The organism is Streptomyces sp. NPDC006174 (assembly GCF_040614075.1).
GTDB lineage: Bacteria > Actinomycetota > Actinomycetes > Streptomycetales > Streptomycetaceae > Streptomyces.
On record NZ_JBEXTJ010000014.1, the window covers coordinates 56,065 to 71,304 of the forward strand.

Consider the following 15,240-nt stretch of genomic DNA (forward strand, 5'->3'; position numbering starts at 1 on the left):
GTCGTCCTCTTCTCGTTCCGGCCGGTGGGAGTGGTTCAGCCTCGCACGGTCAGGAGGTGTTCCCGGCGCGCAGGGTGTCCAGGTCGGCCTTGAGCGTGTTCACCGGGATCGCGAAGCCGAGGCCCACGCTGCCCGCCGTCGAACCGCTGCCCGCCGCCGAGGAACTCGGCGCGTACATCGCGGAGTTGATGCCGATGATCTCGCCGTCCATGTTGATCAGCGCGCCGCCGGAGTTGCCGGGGTTGAGGGACGCGTCGGTCTGGAGCGCCTTGTACGTGGTCGTCTTCTCGCCCGTGTCGCCGTTGAACTGCTGCCCGCCGAACTCGAACGGCCACCGCTCGCTTCCGCCGCCCTGGCTCTGGCCCGAGTCGCCGGAGTCGTCCTTCGCCACCGTCACGTCCCGGTCCAGCGCCGAGATGATCCCGCTGGTGACCGTACCGGTCAGCCCTTCCGGCGAGCCGATCGCCACCACCTGGTCGCCGACCTTGACCTGCGAGGAGTCACCGAGCGCGGCCGTCTTCAGCCCGCTCGCGCCGCGCAGCTTGATGAGCGCGAGGTCCTTGTCCGGGTCGGTGCCGACGACATCGGCGGTGTAGGTCTTGCCGGTGGAGAGCGTGACCTCGATCTGCTGGGCGCCGGAGATCACGTGGTTGTTGGTGACGATCTCGCCGTCGCCGGTGATCACGACGCCGGACCCGGTCGACCTGCCGGCCGAGGAGGCCGCGCCGATCTCGACGATGGCAGGGGAGACCGCCTCCGCGACGCCGGAGACCGTGCCCTTGCTGCTCTGCGAGACGGTGGTGCCCTGAACCGTGCCGGTGGAGCCGGTCGCCTGGGCGGAGCCACCGTTCAGCTGGCCGACCAGCGTCGCCGTACCGCCGCCGACCACCGCCGCCGCGAGTGCGACCGCCGCCAGCAGCGCCACCGGCCGCTTGGCCTTGCGCCGGTCGGTGGGAGCGTACGGAGGCGGCGGCGGGTAGCTGCTCGACGCGCCGTCGTACGCCGTGCTGCCGTCGTACGCCGTGGTGCCGTAGGCGTACGAGGTCGGGTCCTGGTCCGTCGAGTGCGCGCCGCTCGGGCGAAGGTTCTCCGTCATGTCCATCAGGCTGGCCACCGAACATGAGAGCAACCTGAGTACGTCCTGAGAAGCCCGGAAGAAGCGCGTATGCCCGCTGTAAAGACCAGCGAGCGGTCCTACGCCGTCGGCTCTCCGCAGCCGCACGAGCGCCGGATCACGAGCGCCGACGGGAACTGCTTCAGCCGCTCCCGCCGCGAGCCGACGACCCGCAGCGAGTCGTCCAGCACCAGGTCCACCGCCGCCCGCGCCATCGCCGGCCGGTCGGAGAAGACCGTGGTCAGCGGCGGATCGGTGAGCCCGGCCTCCTTCACGTCGTCGAAGCCCGCCACCGCCAGCTCACCCGGCACGTCGATGCGCAGCTCACGCGCCGCCCGCAGCACGCCGATGGCCTGGTCGTCCGTGGCGCAGAAGATCGCCGGCGGCCGGTCCGGGCCGGCGAGCAGGCCGAGGGCCACCTGATAGGCGTCGTAACGGTTGTACGGAGCCTGGAACAGCCGGCCCTCCGTCGAGCGGCCGGACTCCTGCATGGCCCGCCGCCACCCCTCGACGTGGTCCGCGACCGGGTCGCCGACCGCCGGGGTCTCCTCCGTGCCGCCGAGGCAGGCCACGTACGGATGACCGTGCTCCAGGAGGTGGCGGGTGGCGAGCTGGGCACCGCCGACGTCGTCCGTCACGACCGCCACGTCGTCGATCGCCTCGGGCCGCTCGTGCAGCAGCACGACCCGGGCGTCCCACGCCTCTATCTCCGCCGCCGCGCGCTCGCTCGGGCCCTGGCTGACCAGGATCAGCCCGGAGACGCGCATACCGAGGAAGGCCCGCAGATAGTGGACCTCGCGCTCGTCGCGGTAGTCGGAGTTGCCGACGAGCACCATTTTTCCGCGCTCGGCGGCGGCCTGTTCGACCGCGTGCGCCATCTCCGCGAAGAAGGGCTGCCGGGCGTCCGGGACGATCATTCCTATGAGGTCGGTCCGCCGCGAGGCCATGGCCTGCGCGACCCGGTCCGGCCGGTAACCCAGCTGCTTGATCGCGGCGAGCACCCGCTCGCGCGTGGCCGGGGCGACCGGCCGGGGTCCGTTGTTGATGACGTAGCTGACGACCGCGGTCGACGTCCCCGCCAGTCTCGCCACATCGTCCCGCGTCACCTTGGCCACGCGCGGCAGTCTACGCGGATGGAACTACCTCTTGGCAGCCTCCACCGGCGCTTCTTCCGCCGTCGTGGCCGCGGAGGACTGCTCCGAACGGGCGACGGGTCCCTCCGCCTTCCGCTGCGCGGCCGCCCGCTCCTTCGCCTCCTCGGCGGCGCGCTCCACCTTCTCCGGCGTGACGAAGCGGTAGCCGACGTTGCGGACGGTCCCGATCAGCGACTCGTGCTCGGGGCCGAGCTTGGCGCGCAGCCGCCGGACGTGGACGTCGACCGTCCGCGTACCGCCGAAGTAGTCGTAGCCCCACACCTCCTGGAGGAGCTGCGCGCGGGTGAAGACGCGGCCCGGGTGCTGGGCCAGGTATTTCAGCAGTTCGAATTCTTTGAAGGTCAGGTCCAGGACCCGGCCCTTGAGTTTCGCGCTGTAGGTGGCCTCGTCGACGGAGAGGTCGCCGTTGCGGATCTCCATCGGGGAGTCGTCGGAGGTGATCTGCTGCCGGCCGGTGGCCAGCCGCAGCCGCGCCTCCACCTCCGCCGGACCCGCGGTGTCCAGCAGCACGTCGTCGATGCCCCAGTCCGCCGTGACGGCCGCGAGGCCGCCCTCGGTGACGACCAGGATCAGCGGACAGCCCGGTCCGGTGGACCGCAGCAGCTGACAGAGCGAGCGGACCTGCGGCAGGTCGCGGCGCCCGTCGATGAGGATCACGTCGGCGCCCGGGGTGTCCACCAGGGCCGGGCCCTCGGCGGGGGCCACCCGCACGCTGTGCAGCAGGAGGCCGAGGGCGGGGAGCACCTCCGTCGACGGCTGGAGTGCGTTCGTCAACAGCAGCAGTGAACTCATCGCCGCCCACCTGCCTGGTTCGGTCGATCGTGGTGCACGGTTCGCTCGCCCATTACGTCGGTCCTCCTCGTTCCCTGCGAGAGGGGCACTCCCGGGTCGGACCCGGGGGAGTATGCGGCACTGCTTCGTACGTCAAGCCGGTATGACAAGCGGTCCCGCGCCCCGGGGACCGCTGAGCTTCTCGAAACGTCTGCGTAACAACGCTCGGAAAGCACAAAAGGACCCGGGGGCTGCATTGCCCAGGTCCTCTTCGCAGCAGAATAGCCCACATGACTTCCGCGTCCGAGGGTCGATTCCTGAGTTCTTCTGTTCCCTTGCTCACGCGGGTCCCACGATTCGCCACATTGCTCACCGATGACGGGATCCCGGTCGAGGCGGTGTACGAACCGTGTACGGCGGGTTCCGCGGCAGCCGCCGGAGGCCGTACGCAGCCGGTGGCCGACGTCCCCGTGATCGTCGTCGCGCACGGCTTCACCGGCTCGGCCGACCGGCCTGCCGTACGCCGCGCCGCGCGGGTGTTCTCGCAGCGTGCGGCCGTGATCACGTTCTCGTTCCGGGGCCACGGCCGGTCCGGCGGGCGCTCCACGGTCGGCGACCGCGAGGTGCTGGATCTGGCCGCCGCGGTGGCGTGGGCGCGGACCCTCGGGCACGCGCGGGTCGTCACGGTCGGGTTCTCCATGGGCGGCTCCGTGGTGCTCCGGCACGGCGCTCTGTATACGGACGCATCGGAGGCACGCGATACGGCCGTTCGTGTACCGGTGCGCGAACAGCGCATGGAGGCGCACTTGGGGGCGCACTCGGACGCGGTGGTCGCGGTCAGCTCTCCGGCCCGCTGGTACTACCGCGGTACGGCTCCGATGCGTCGCCTGCACTGGGTGGTGACCCGGCCCTCGGGCCGCCTCGTCGGCCGGTACGGATTCCGTACCCGGATCGCCACCGACGACTGGAACCCCGTCCCGCTCCCGCCGGTCGCCGCCGTCCCGCTCATCGCCCCGGCGCCGCTGCTGCTCGTCCACGGCGACCGGGACCCGTACTTCCCGCTCGACCACCCGCGGATGCTGGCGGAAGCGGCCGGGGAGGGCGGTGCGGAGCTGTGGCTGGAGCGCGGGATGGGGCACGCGGAGAACGCGGCGGACGACGCCCTGCTGGCCCGGATCGCCGACTGGGCGACGGGCGCGCTCTCCGCGTGACCCATCATGGAGAGCTGACGCACGAACCGACCGAAGGAGTGGCGCCATGGCAGCGGGGACGATCCGCTACTGGGCCGCGGCCAAGGCCGCCGCGGGCATCGCGGAGGAGCCGTACGCGGCGGAGACCCTCGCCGAGGCGCTCGACGCGGTACGCGAGAGGCACCCCGGCGAGCTGAGCCGCGTGCTCCAGCGGTGCTCGTTCCTCATCGACGGCAACCCCGTCGGTACCCGTGGGCATGAGACCGTACGCCTTGCCGAGGGCGGCACGGTCGAGGTGCTCCCGCCGTTCGCAGGAGGGTGAACCGCAGGCCATGAGCAGCAGCGATCAGCAGTACCCGTATCCGTACGAGCCTCAGCAGCCGCAGGCGCCGCACCACTGGCCGGACGGGACGACCGGCCGGTCCGCGCTGCCGCAGGAGCCCGGCGGCTACGACCAGAGCGGGACGCAGACGTGGCAGGCGCCGACCTGGGACACGCAGTACCAGCCGGCGATCCAGCGGGATCCGGGGCCTTACCAGCAGGGGCAGGGCCAGGCTTACGGACAGCCGCAGGGCCAGGCTTACGGACGGCCGGAGGCGTACGGAGCCGGGCAGCAGGACTCGTACGGGACCGGGCAGCAGCAGCACGACCCGTACGGGACACCGCAGCCGCAGCACCAGCCGTACCAGGAGCCCCAGCACCAGCAGGCACACCAGCCGTACCAGGAACCCCAGCAGCACCCGCAGTACCAGGAGCCTCACCACCCGCCGCAGTACCAGGAGCCCCAGCCGTATCTCCCGCCTCAGGGTGCCTCCGGCTCGCTCCCGCTGCCGCCCGAGGCACCGGCCCCGGCCCCGGCCGCCGCGCCCACTCCCGTACCTCCGGCCGCGCAGTCGGCCCAGCCAGGTCCCGACGGCTACAGCGCTCCCACCACCCTCGGCAACGCCCGGATCACCGACGCCCAGCGGGCCCGGGCCGAAGGCCGGTCGCCGATCATCGCGCCCGGGATGCAGCCCGCCGCGATCACCGCCGTGCTCGGCCTGCTCCTCGCGGGCGGCGCGGCCATCGGCTCGTACGCGCTGCTCGTCCCGCTCGTCCTCCTCCAGGCGGTGACCGCCGCCGGCTGGTTCCGGCTGAACGGCATGTGGCCGGCCCGCCAGGGCATCGCGCTCGCCTTCGCGGGCGGCCTCGTCGCCGATGTCGCGCTCCTCGCGGCCGGCCGGGAGCACGGGCCCGCCGCGCTCCTGGGCACGCTCGGGGTCTGGGTGCTGCTCACGGTGGTCCTCCAGCTCCGCAGCCACGCGACCGGCGAGGAGCGGATGTCCGGCCTGATGGCCACGGTCGTCTCGGCGGCCCTGGCGGTCCTCGCCGCCGGACATCTCGCGGCGATCCCGGACGCGGTGACGGTCGGCGGAGTGGCGGTCGCGGCCGCCGTGCTCGCCCGTGCGCTGCCGCTGCCGGGCATCGCGTCGGTCGTGGTGGCGCTGCTCGCGAGCGCGGGCGCCGGCATCGCGGTGGGCGGCTTCACGGAGTACGGCGGCCAAGGCGCGCTCCTCGGCCTCGCGGCGGGCGTCTGCGCGCTGATCGGGCTGCGGGTGGCGAGCTACGACTATCCGTCGCGGTTCGTCCACATGACGGCGGGCGTGGCGCTGCCGCTCACCGCGGCGGCTCCGGCGGTCTACCTGATCGGCCGCGCGCTGGTCTGACGCGTACGGACCCGGCCGCGCGCCGGCCTGACGCGTATTCACCGGGTCGTACGGGCCTGACATGCCCTCAACGCGGGTACGCGCTCCGGGAACCGATCGGGTGGGGCCGCACGTCGATCACCCGGGGGCACTGACCGTACGGCCGAGGTGGGGGAACCACATACATGCGCGCACTGCGAATACTGCTGGTCCTGCTGGTGGTGGTCGGCGCCCTCTTCGTCGCGGCCGACCGGCTGGCGCTGCACTTCGCCGAGTCGGAGGCCGAGGACCGGGTCAGGATCAGCGGTGGCAGCGCCGGGACGACCGAGATCTCGATCAAGGGCTTCCCGTTCCTGACGCAGCTCGCCGCCTCCGAGTTCGACCGGGTCGACGTGACGCTGAAGGACATGAGGACCGAGGCCGCGGGCCGTGCGATACGGGTCGGTGAGGTGCGGGCGCGGCTGCACGACGTGAAGCTCGGATCCGGTTACTCCTCCGCCACGGCGGCCCGAGCCACCGGCACCGCCGTCGTCTCGTACGCGGACCTGACGGCGGCGGCGGAGGACGGCGTCACCGTCGCGTACGGCGGCGACGGCAAGGTGAAGGTCACCGGCACGGTCGAGATCCTCGGCCGCTCGATCTCCCGCAGCGTGCTGTCCACCGTGACCCGGGTCGACGGCCACACGATCAAGGTGCGCGCGGACGAGGTGCCGGGCGAGGGCATTCCGGGCGTGGAGCAGCTGGTGCGGACGAGGACGGACTTCGAAAGGGACATCGACGGTCTGCCGAAGGGCCTCGGACTCCGGAAGATCCAGGTGACGGAGAGCGGCCTGGAGATCGGGCTGAACGGCTCGGACGTGTCGCTGACGGGCTGAGCGCGCCCGCATACCGCGCCGATCCGGACAGCTCAGCGCGCCGATCCGATCAGCTCAGCGCCATGAGCCGGACGGCTCACGGGCTCGATCCGGATAGTGAGACACCGGAGTCCGGTCCGCAGATGCGCGGCGGCCGAAGGGTGACGGGAGATGGGTCCCGGGGCGTGCCTCCACGCTCCACGTCTCGCATCGTGGATGATCGCGTCTCACGATGCGACACGACGGTGACATCTCCGCCCGTACCTCCCTACGATCGGACCCATGAAGCGACAGGCGGATCTCACGAAGCGGCGGGCAGTAGACCTGTGCCGCGTCGCCGCCATGCTCTGTCGCACCTCCTGAGCGGGGCCGTTCGTCCGTCCCGCATCCCTCGGCCCTTCGACCACCGTCAGGGCCGGCCCCGTGCCTCCTACGCGCCACGCTCCGTCCGTCCGCGTGTATACCCGCACACCCGCACGATCACTCCGCATCTCGCACCACCCGCCGCAGACTGCCCCGGAGGAGAACAACATGAGCCGCAGCGACGTCCTGGTAGACGCCGACTGGGTCGAGGCCCACATCGACGACCCGCAGGTCGCCATCGTCGAGGTCGACGAGGACACCTCGGCGTACGAGAAGAACCACATCAAGAACGCGATCCGGATCGACTGGACGAAGGACCTCCAGGACCCGGTCCGCCGTGACTTCGTGGACCAGGCCGGCTTCGAGAAGCTGCTCAGCGAGAAGGGCATCGACAACGACACGCTGGTCGTCCTCTACGGCGGCAACAACAACTGGTTCGCCTCCTACGCCTACTGGTACTTCAAGCTGTACGGCCACGAGAACGTGAAGCTCCTCGACGGCGGCCGCAAGAAGTGGGAGCTGGACTCCCGCGACCTGACCGACGCCGTACCCACGCGCCCGGCCACGCAGTACCAGGCCAAGCCGCAGGACGAGTCGATCCGCGCCTACCGCGACGACGTCGTGAAGGCCATCGGCAGCCAGAACCTGGTCGACGTGCGCTCGCCCGACGAGTTCAGCGGCAAGCTGCTCGCCCCGGCCCACCTCCCGCAGGAGCAGTCGCAGCGCCCGGGCCACGTCCCGAGCGCCCGCAACATCCCGTGGTCGAAGAACGCCAACGACGACGGCACCTTCAAGTCGGACGACGAGCTCAAGGCCCTCTACGAGGACGAGCAGGTCGACCTGTCGAAGGACACCATCGCGTACTGCCGCATCGGTGAGCGCTCCGCGCTCACCTGGTTCGTGCTGCACGAGCTGCTGGGCCAGGAGAACGTCAAGAACTACGACGGTTCCTGGACCGAGTACGGCTCCCTCGTCGGCGTGCCGATCGAGCTCGGCGCCAACAAGTAACCCGTCCGACCAGCACCACTTCGACCAGAAGGACAGAACCCCATGTGTGGAGCAAAGGCCGGCGGCCCCGACGCTTCGACGATCAAGCCCGGTGAGACCACCATCCAGGGCAGCGTGACCCGCGACGGCGAGCCCGTCACCGGTTACGTGCGTCTGCTGGACTCGACCGGAGAGTTCACCGCCGAGGTCCCGACCTCGGCGACCGGACAGTTCCGCTTCTACGCGGCCGAGGGCACCTGGACGCTCCGCGCCCTGGTCCCGGGCGGCAGTGCCGACCGCACGGTCGTCGCGCAGACCGGTGGACTCTCCGAGGTCGCGATCGCCGTCTGATCCACGGCATGGCCGCCGACCGGCGGCACCGATACGGCCGAAGGGCCGCACCCCAGGGGGTTGGACGCCACCTGACGCGGGGTGCGGCCCTTCGCGCCGTCCGGAGACCGTCCTACGCTGGAGGTATGTACGTCCGACGCCGGCGGAACTACTTCCTCCTGATGGGTGGATGCGTGGCCCTCTTCGTCTCCGCCTGGGCCGTCGTCCGCCTGTGGTCGATGCCGGCCGCCATCGTGATGTGCCTGGTCGCGATGGTGATCCCGCCGATCGCCGCGGTGCTCGCCAACCGGCGGGGACCGGAGGACCGCTGGTGGGACGGCCCCTCCGGCGACCCGAAGTCGGACGAGTGGTGGGACGAGCTGGACGGGAAGAAGCGCCACTGAGCCCGCCCCCGGGGAGGGATCAGTAGACGAGCGCCTGTGTGCCGTCCGCCATGGCCTCCTGCACGAAGACCTGCGCGCCCGCGATCCGTACGCCGTCCACCACGTCCTTCTCCGTGATCTCCCGCCGGGCCGCGCACTGCGTGCAGAGGGTGACCCGGCCGCCCGCCAGGATCGAGTCGAGCAGATCGGGCAGCGGTGCGGCATGAGGCAGTTCGAACTCGGCGGCCCGCCCCGGCAGCGCGAACCACGACGACTCCCCGGTCAGCCAGAGCGAGACCTCCACGCCACTGGCCACGGCCACCGCCGCCACGGTGAAGGCCTGCGAACAGCGCTCGGCGGCTTCGGGCCCGGCGGTCACCTTGATCACGAGCTTCTTCGACATGGCCCGAACTGTAATCGGCGCCGGCCGGCCCCGTTCGGCCGCACGTCCGCCACCTGGACGAGAAGGCCCGACCTCCACCCATTAGGCTGGGGCGCGGCCCTGTACTGCCGTCATACCGCTCATTCCGAGGAGCCCTTCGTGCTTGAGGCATTCTTCTCCGCCCTGCTCATCCTGGTCTGCGTCGGCGTGCTCGCCTTCACGGTCGTCGCCGTGAAGAAGCTGTACCAGGGCCAGCGCTGACCCTCGCCGCACCCGATCGTTCCTCCCCTCCCTCACAGATCGTCTGAGCGCTCATGATCGAGATTCCGTCCGACCTCCACCCGGACCTCGTCCCGCTGGCCTTCCTCATCGGCAAGTGGGCGGGCGCGGGCGTCTCCGACTTCCCCGGGGCCGAGAAGTGCAACTTCGGACAGGAGGTCACATTCAGCCACGACGGCCGTGACTTCCTGGAGTACGTCTCCCACTCCTGGGTCCTGGACGGCGAGGGCAACCAGGTGCGGCCGCTGGAGTCGGAGTCCGGCTACTGGCGCATCGACAAGGACCGCAAGGTCGAGATCGTCATGGTCCGCGACCAGGGCGTCGTCGAGATCTGGTACGGCGAGCTGGCGAAGCAGAAGCCGCAGATCGACCTGGTCACCGACGCGGTCGCCCGCACCGCGGCCTCCGGCCCGTACAGCGGTGGCAAGCGGCTCTACGGGTACGTGAACAGCGACCTCATGTGGGTCGGCGAGAAGTCGACGCCCGATGTCGAGCTGCGGCCGTACATGTCGGCGCACCTGAAGAAGGTCGTCACCCCGGAAGAGGTCGCCGAGATGGCGCGCAACCTCCCGGACATGCCGGACGACGGCATCGCGTTCTTCAAGTAGGCCGCGCACAGGCCCGTACCGCACCAGCCTCCAGGCCGGTGCTCACCCGCTCTACACTGGGCCCGTGGTGAGCACCGACTGGAAGACCGATCTTCGGCAGCGTGGCTACCGGCTGACGCCGCAGCGTCAGCTCGTCCTGGAGGCCGTGGACGTCCTGGAACACGCGACTCCGGACTCCATCCTGTGCGAGGTGCGCAAAACCGCCTCCGGCGTGAACATCTCCACCGTCTACCGGACCCTGGAGCTGCTGGAGGAGCTCGGGCTGGTCAGCCACGCGCACCTCGGTCACGGCGCTCCGACGTACCACCTGGCCGACCGGCACCACCACATCCACCTGGTCTGCCGGGACTGCGAGGACGTCATCGAGGCGGACGTCTCCGTCGTCACCGAGTTCACCGACAAGCTCCGCGCCGACTTCGGCTTCGAGACCGATATGAAGCACTTCGCGATCTTCGGCCGGTGCGAGGCCTGTACGGCCGCGAAGGACGAGCAGCCCGAGCCGTAGGCTGGGCGGTATGAAGAGCCCCCTGCTGTCCCTGCCCGGCGCCGTCGCCGCCGAAGGCCGCGACGAAGGAGTCGCCGCACACTACGGCGACCTGTTCCGCGAGCAACGCGCCCTCGCCGACGGCAACGGCCTCGTCGACCTCTCCCACCGCGGCGTCGTCGCCGTCACCGGTGACGACCGGCTGAGCTGGCTGCACCTGCTGCTCACCCAGCACGTCAGCGACCTCGCACCGCACCAGGCGACCGAGGCCCTGATCCTCTCCGCCAACGGGCACATCGAGCACGCGATGTACCTGGTGGACGACGGCACCACCGTGTGGATGCACGTCGAACCCGGCACCGAAGGCGATCTCATCGCCTACCTGGAGTCGATGAAGTTCTTCTACCGCGTCGAGGTCGCCGACCGCACCGCGGACACCGCCGTCGTGCACCTGCCGGCCGGTTCCATCGTGGAGGTCCCGGAAGGCGTTGCCGTACGGGAGACCGCGCAGGGCCGGGACCTGTTCCTGCCGCGTGCCGACCTGGAGGCGTACGCCGCCGCCAACGGCCCGGCCGTCGGCATCCTGGCGTACGAGGCGCTGCGCGTCGAGGCGCACCGGCCGCGCGTCGGCTTCGAGACCGACCACCGCACCATCCCGCACGAGCTGGGCTGGATCGGCACCGCCGTCCACCTGCAGAAGGGGTGCTACCGGGGCCAGGAGACCGTCGCCCGCGTCCACAACCTGGGGAAGCCGCCGCGCCGGCTGGTCTTCCTGCACCTGGACGGCAGCGAGGTGCACCTGCCCGGCCACGGAACGCCGGTACGGCTGGCCGCCGACGGTGAGGAGGGCCGGCAGCTCGGCTTCATCACCACCTCGGCCCGCCACCACGAGCTGGGCCCGATCGCGCTGGCCCTGGTCAAGCGGAACGTGGCGGTGGACGCCGAGCTGATCGCCGGGGACACGGCGGCGGCTCAGGAGACGGTCGTCGAGCCGTAGGCCCCGGAGCGGTAAGCCTCACACCTCGATGATCCCGGAGCCGTACGGCCTCACACCTCGATGATCACCGTGAACGGGCCGTGGTTCGTGAGCGAGACCCGCATGTCCGCTCCGAACCGGCCCGTCGCCACCTCCGCGCCGAGCGCCCGCAGCTGGGCCACCACCTCGTCCACCAGCGGCTCGGCCACCGCGCCCGGCGCCGCCGCGTTCCAGGTGGGACGGCGGCCCTTCCGGGCGTCCCCGTAGAGGGTGAACTGCGAAATCACCAGGAGGGGGGCATTCACATCCGAACAGGACTTCTCGCCCTCCAGGATGCGGACGGACCAGAGCTTGCGGGCCAGCTGGGCCGCCTTCTCCGGAGTGTCCTCATGGGTGACTCCGACCAGCACACACAGGCCTTCGCCGACGATCTCGCCGACCACACCGGCCGCCGACGGGTCCTCGCCCGTCCCGGCCACCGAGACGCTCGCACCGTCCACTCGCTGTACCACTGCACGCATACAGACCAACCTATCTTGGGCTGAACGGGTACAGAGTGTGGGCGTGGGCACCTCGCAGGGTGGCACGATGCACGATGGCGGTGTGCCGACGCACCGGTCGAGGGGACGGAACAGCATGAGTACCTATGGAGCCGGACAATCTCCCGGGCCCGTACCGGGCGCGTCAACCCGCACCAGCACCCTGCACCCACCCGTACGGCCGCCGCGGCCCGGGCTCGCGTCCGTGCCGGAGCAGGGCGGCGGCGAGGCCGGGTTCGGCGGGCTGCGGCTGCCGGAGCTGCGGACGCTGCGGCGAGACGCGCAGCGGGACGAGGCCGACCTCAGTTACGTACGCCGGCTGGTCCAGGGCCGGATCGACATCCTCCGCGCCGAGCTGGGCCGCCGGCGGGATCCGCAGGCGCCGGTTCCGGAGGCCCCGGTGGTGGACCGGCTCTCGGAGATCCTCGCCGACGCACCGTCCCGGCACCGCACCTCCGCCCGGCACGTCACGCTGACGACGCCGCGCGGCGACGAGTTCCGGCGGCTCGCCGCCGAGACCCTGGCCGAGGTGGAGCTCTCCGACCTGGCGGCCCGGACGGACGAGGAGCTGCACGACGCGATGGGCCGCCTGGTCCGCTACGAGCAGCAGGTCTCCCGGCGCCGTCACGAGCTCCAGCGCACCACCGACGATTGCAGCGCGGAGATCGCCCGCAGGTACCGTGACGGAGAAGCCCAAGTGGACGACCTGCTCGCCTGAAGCGACCCTTCCGGACGGCGGGTCCCGCACCCCGACCGTCCGGCCGATCCTTCCGGGCGGCGGTTTCCCGTACGCAACCCGTCTTCGGAAGGCCACCATGACGTCGACCGACGCCCCCGCCGCCATAGCCCCCGCCCCGCCCGTGCTGGCCGAGGTCGTACGGTCCGGGTTCACCGAGGGCCACCACCGCGGTTCGCTGGTCCTGCTCGCCGCCGACGGCAGCGTGGAGTACGCGCTCGGCGACCCCGCCGCCCCGGTCTTCCCGCGGTCCTCCAACAAGCCGATGCAGGCCGCCGCGATCCTGAGGGCCGGCCTGGAGCTCTCCGGTGAGCGGCTGGCGCTGGCGGCGGCCAGCCATTCGGGAGAGCCCTTCCACCTCGAACTGGTGGCGAAGATGCTCGCCGAGCACGGGCTGTCCGCCGACGACCTCCAGACCCCGCCCGATCTGCCGCTGGACCCGGTCGCCGCCGAGGCCTACCTCGCCGCCGGGAACGTACGCGAGCGGATCACCATGAACTGCTCCGGCAAGCACGCCGCCATGCTCGCCGCCTGCGTCCGCAACGGCTGGGACACCGCGAGCTACCTCGATCCCGTGCACCCGCTCCAGCTCCTCGTCGGCCAGGTCGTGGCCGAGGCGGCGGGCGAGCCGGTCGCCTCGCTCGGCACCGACGGCTGCGGTGCTCCGCTGATGGCGATCGGACTGACCGGCCTGGCCCGCGCCTTCCGGTCCTTCGTGCTGGCGGAGCCGGGCAGCGCCGAGCGCCGGGTCGCGGACGCCATGCGCGCGCACCCGGAGTACGTGGCGGGCACGCGGCGGCCGGACACCTGGCTGATGAGCGAGGTGCCGGGGACGCTGTCGAAGATGGGCGCCGAGGCCGTGCAGGCGGTGGCGCTGGCCGACGGACGGGCCCTCGCCTTCAAGATCGACGACGGCGCGACCCGCGCGCTCGGGCCGGTGCTGGCCCGCGCGCTGGAGCTGCTCGGCGTGGACGCGCCGGTGGTCGCGCGGATCGGACGTTCGCCGCTGCTCGGCGGCGCGGTCGAGGTCGGCGAAATCCGCGCGGCGTTCTGAGCTCCGCGTGAGGCGTCCGGCCGGCGTTGCGCGCGGCGAAATTCGCGCGACATTCCGAGGCGGGTCTGCTTAGCGTGGCGGTATGAGCCTCGACGTCCGTACGGTCACCGCGTCCGACTATCCCGACTGGCTGCGGGCGGTGCAGAACGGTTTTCTGACCGCCGGTTCACCGAGCGAGGAGGATGTCGCCGACCGGCTCGCCGACACCGACCTCTCCCGCCTCCAGGGCGCGTTCGACGCCGGGCGGTGCGTGGCGACGTACCGCTCGTTCGCACAGGAGCTGACCGTGGTGGGCGGCGCCACGGTGGCGGCCGACGCGATCAGCGGCGTGACGGTGGCGCCGACGCACCGCCGGCGCGGGCTGCTGAGCCGGATGATGGCGGCCGACCTGGCGGCGGCGAAGGAGCGCGGCGAGGTGGTCGCCACGCTGATCGCCGCCGAGTACCCGATCTACGGGCGGTTCGGCTTCGGCCCGGCCACCTGGACCACCGAGTGGGAGGTCTCCGTCCACCGCGCCGGACTGGACCCGCGCCGGTCGGGCCAGCCGGAGGACGGCGGCCGGATCGAGATGGTGGACGGCGCCGACGTCCGCAAGTACGGCCCCGAGCTGCACACCCGGCTGGCGGCGCTCCGGCCCGGCGTCGTCAGCCGCGGCGAGCGCTGGTGGAAGCGGCACACCGGCACGACCGTCATCCCGGCCCACGAGAAGTGGAACGAACCGTTCTACGTCATCCGCCGCGACGCGTCGGGCGAGGTCGACGGCCTGCTGGTCTACGACACCGACGACAAGTGGGGCGACGCCAAGCAGCCGCTGAACACCGCGACCGTACGCGACCTGATCGCGCTCACTCCGGCCGCCGAGCGGGCGCTGTGGCTCTTCCTCTGCTCGGTCGACTGGATCACCACGGTCCGCTCCGGCTCCCGCGCCCCGGACGACCTCCTCCCGCAGTTCCTCCCTGACCCCCGCGCCGCCAGGACGGTCACGCACGCGGACTGGCTCTGGCTGCGGCTGCTGGACGTGGAGCGCGCGCTTCAGGCCCGTGGTTACGAGCGTGAGGCGTCGCTCGTCCTGGACGTCCGGGACGGCGGAGGCGTGGCCGAGGGACGCTATCTGCTGGACGTCTCACCGGACGGCGCGCGCTGCACCCCGACCACCCGGAGCGCCGATCTGGCGCTGGGGGCAGGGGAGTTGGCGGCGCTGTATCTCGGCGACGAGTCGGCGCGGCGGCTGGTGGACCTGGGCCGGGCCGAGGAGCTGCGGACCGGCGCGGCGGTGACGGCGGACGCCGTCTTCCGTACGGGACGCCGTCCTTGGTGCCCGGACGTCTTCTGAGCCGCGCCGGCCGCCGTC

General features: G+C 71.6%; 19 protein-coding genes. 14 read left to right on the top strand and 5 right to left on the bottom strand.

All coding sequences use genetic code 11. From position 1 onward, the window contains the following. Positions 1 to 49: 49 nt before the first annotated feature. From ABZ267_RS27570 to ABZ267_RS27580, 3 genes are all read right to left on the bottom strand, one after another. Positions 50 to 1,102 (bottom strand): trypsin-like peptidase domain-containing protein, encoded by a 1,053-nt coding sequence (locus ABZ267_RS27570; protein ID WP_356755785.1) that lies wholly within the window; start codon positions 1,100 to 1,102, stop codon positions 50 to 52. 92 nt (positions 1,103 to 1,194) lie between these two features. Further along, complete coding sequence (locus ABZ267_RS27575; RefSeq protein ID WP_356755754.1) at positions 1,195 to 2,229, bottom strand: LacI family DNA-binding transcriptional regulator; 1,035 nt, start codon at positions 2,227 to 2,229, stop codon at positions 1,195 to 1,197. 24 nt (positions 2,230 to 2,253) lie between these two features. Then, positions 2,254 to 3,060, bottom strand: coding sequence for a response regulator transcription factor (locus tag ABZ267_RS27580; protein ID WP_356755752.1), 807 nt, complete (start codon positions 3,058 to 3,060; stop codon positions 2,254 to 2,256). A 269-nt stretch (positions 3,061 to 3,329) separates the two neighbouring features. Here ABZ267_RS27580 and ABZ267_RS27585 point away from each other — a divergent pair, with 269 nt between their 5' ends. From ABZ267_RS27585 to ABZ267_RS27620, 8 genes are all read left to right on the top strand, one after another. Continuing rightward, positions 3,330 to 4,250 carry an alpha/beta fold hydrolase gene (locus ABZ267_RS27585; protein ID WP_356899730.1) on the top strand — a complete coding sequence of 307 codons (921 nt, stop codon included), beginning with the start codon at positions 3,330 to 3,332 and terminating at the stop codon, positions 4,248 to 4,250. Between the two features lie 46 nt (positions 4,251 to 4,296). Then, complete coding sequence (locus tag ABZ267_RS27590; RefSeq protein WP_356755748.1) at positions 4,297 to 4,551, top strand: MoaD/ThiS family protein; 255 nt, start codon at positions 4,297 to 4,299, stop codon at positions 4,549 to 4,551. Between the two features lie 10 nt (positions 4,552 to 4,561). Then, positions 4,562 to 5,935 (top strand): hypothetical protein, encoded by a 1,374-nt coding sequence (locus tag ABZ267_RS27595; RefSeq protein WP_356755747.1) that lies wholly within the window; start codon positions 4,562 to 4,564, stop codon positions 5,933 to 5,935. Between the two features lie 164 nt (positions 5,936 to 6,099). After that, complete coding sequence (locus tag ABZ267_RS27600; protein WP_356755745.1) at positions 6,100 to 6,789, top strand: DUF2993 domain-containing protein; 690 nt, start codon at positions 6,100 to 6,102, stop codon at positions 6,787 to 6,789. A 261-nt stretch (positions 6,790 to 7,050) separates the two neighbouring features. Beyond that, a complete protein-coding gene (locus ABZ267_RS27605; protein WP_350240574.1) occupies positions 7,051 to 7,131 on the top strand; it encodes a putative leader peptide in 81 nt (26 codons plus the stop codon). A 168-nt stretch (positions 7,132 to 7,299) separates the two neighbouring features. Then, a complete protein-coding gene (locus tag ABZ267_RS27610) occupies positions 7,300 to 8,139 on the top strand; it encodes a sulfurtransferase (protein WP_356755743.1) in 840 nt (279 codons plus the stop codon). Between the two features lie 42 nt (positions 8,140 to 8,181). Then, positions 8,182 to 8,469, top strand: coding sequence for a DUF1416 domain-containing protein (locus ABZ267_RS27615; protein WP_018490348.1), 288 nt, complete (start codon positions 8,182 to 8,184; stop codon positions 8,467 to 8,469). Between the two features lie 125 nt (positions 8,470 to 8,594). Continuing rightward, positions 8,595 to 8,852, top strand: coding sequence for a DUF3099 domain-containing protein (locus tag ABZ267_RS27620; RefSeq protein WP_356755741.1), 258 nt, complete (start codon positions 8,595 to 8,597; stop codon positions 8,850 to 8,852). Between the two features lie 19 nt (positions 8,853 to 8,871). Here ABZ267_RS27620 and ABZ267_RS27625 read toward each other — a convergent pair whose 3' ends face one another. Continuing rightward, a complete protein-coding gene (locus ABZ267_RS27625; protein WP_356755739.1) occupies positions 8,872 to 9,234 on the bottom strand; it encodes a DsrE family protein in 363 nt (120 codons plus the stop codon). Positions 9,235 to 9,527: 293 nt separating this feature from the next. On the opposite strand from ABZ267_RS27625, the gene ABZ267_RS27630 reads away from it, so the two are divergent. The 3 genes from ABZ267_RS27630 to ABZ267_RS27640 all read left to right on the top strand — a co-directional run bounded on the left by ABZ267_RS27630 (position 9,528) and on the right by ABZ267_RS27640 (position 11,581). Further along, the gene (locus ABZ267_RS27630; protein WP_356755737.1) at positions 9,528 to 10,100 is read left to right on the top strand and encodes an FABP family protein; all 573 of its coding nucleotides are present in this window, start codon (positions 9,528 to 9,530) and stop codon (positions 10,098 to 10,100) included. Positions 10,101 to 10,164: 64 nt separating this feature from the next. Next, entirely contained in the window at positions 10,165 to 10,605 is a 441-nt protein-coding gene (locus tag ABZ267_RS27635) for a transcriptional repressor (protein ID WP_356755735.1), read from the top strand. Positions 10,606 to 10,615: 10 nt separating this feature from the next. After that, positions 10,616 to 11,581: a folate-binding protein gene (locus ABZ267_RS27640; protein WP_356755734.1), complete on the top strand. Its 966-nt coding sequence runs from the start codon at positions 10,616 to 10,618 to the stop codon at positions 11,579 to 11,581. A gap of 50 nt (positions 11,582 to 11,631) precedes the next feature. Here the strand turns inward: ABZ267_RS27640 and dtd are convergent, their stop codons facing one another. Next, positions 11,632 to 12,081 (bottom strand): D-aminoacyl-tRNA deacylase, encoded by a 450-nt coding sequence (dtd, locus tag ABZ267_RS27645; RefSeq protein ID WP_356755732.1) that lies wholly within the window; start codon positions 12,079 to 12,081, stop codon positions 11,632 to 11,634. A gap of 223 nt (positions 12,082 to 12,304) precedes the next feature. Between dtd and ABZ267_RS27650 the strand changes: the two genes are divergently transcribed. The 3 genes from ABZ267_RS27650 to ABZ267_RS27660 all read left to right on the top strand — a co-directional run bounded on the left by ABZ267_RS27650 (position 12,305) and on the right by ABZ267_RS27660 (position 15,222). Beyond that, on the top strand, positions 12,305 to 12,817 hold the full coding sequence (locus ABZ267_RS27650) for an ABC transporter substrate-binding protein (protein WP_356755783.1): 513 nt from the start codon (positions 12,305 to 12,307) through the stop codon (positions 12,815 to 12,817). A gap of 97 nt (positions 12,818 to 12,914) precedes the next feature. After that, positions 12,915 to 13,889: an asparaginase gene (locus tag ABZ267_RS27655; protein WP_356755730.1), complete on the top strand. Its 975-nt coding sequence runs from the start codon at positions 12,915 to 12,917 to the stop codon at positions 13,887 to 13,889. A gap of 82 nt (positions 13,890 to 13,971) precedes the next feature. After that, positions 13,972 to 15,222 carry a GNAT family N-acetyltransferase gene (locus tag ABZ267_RS27660; protein WP_356755729.1) on the top strand — a complete coding sequence of 417 codons (1,251 nt, stop codon included), beginning with the start codon at positions 13,972 to 13,974 and terminating at the stop codon, positions 15,220 to 15,222. Positions 15,223 to 15,240: the final 18 nt, after the last annotated feature.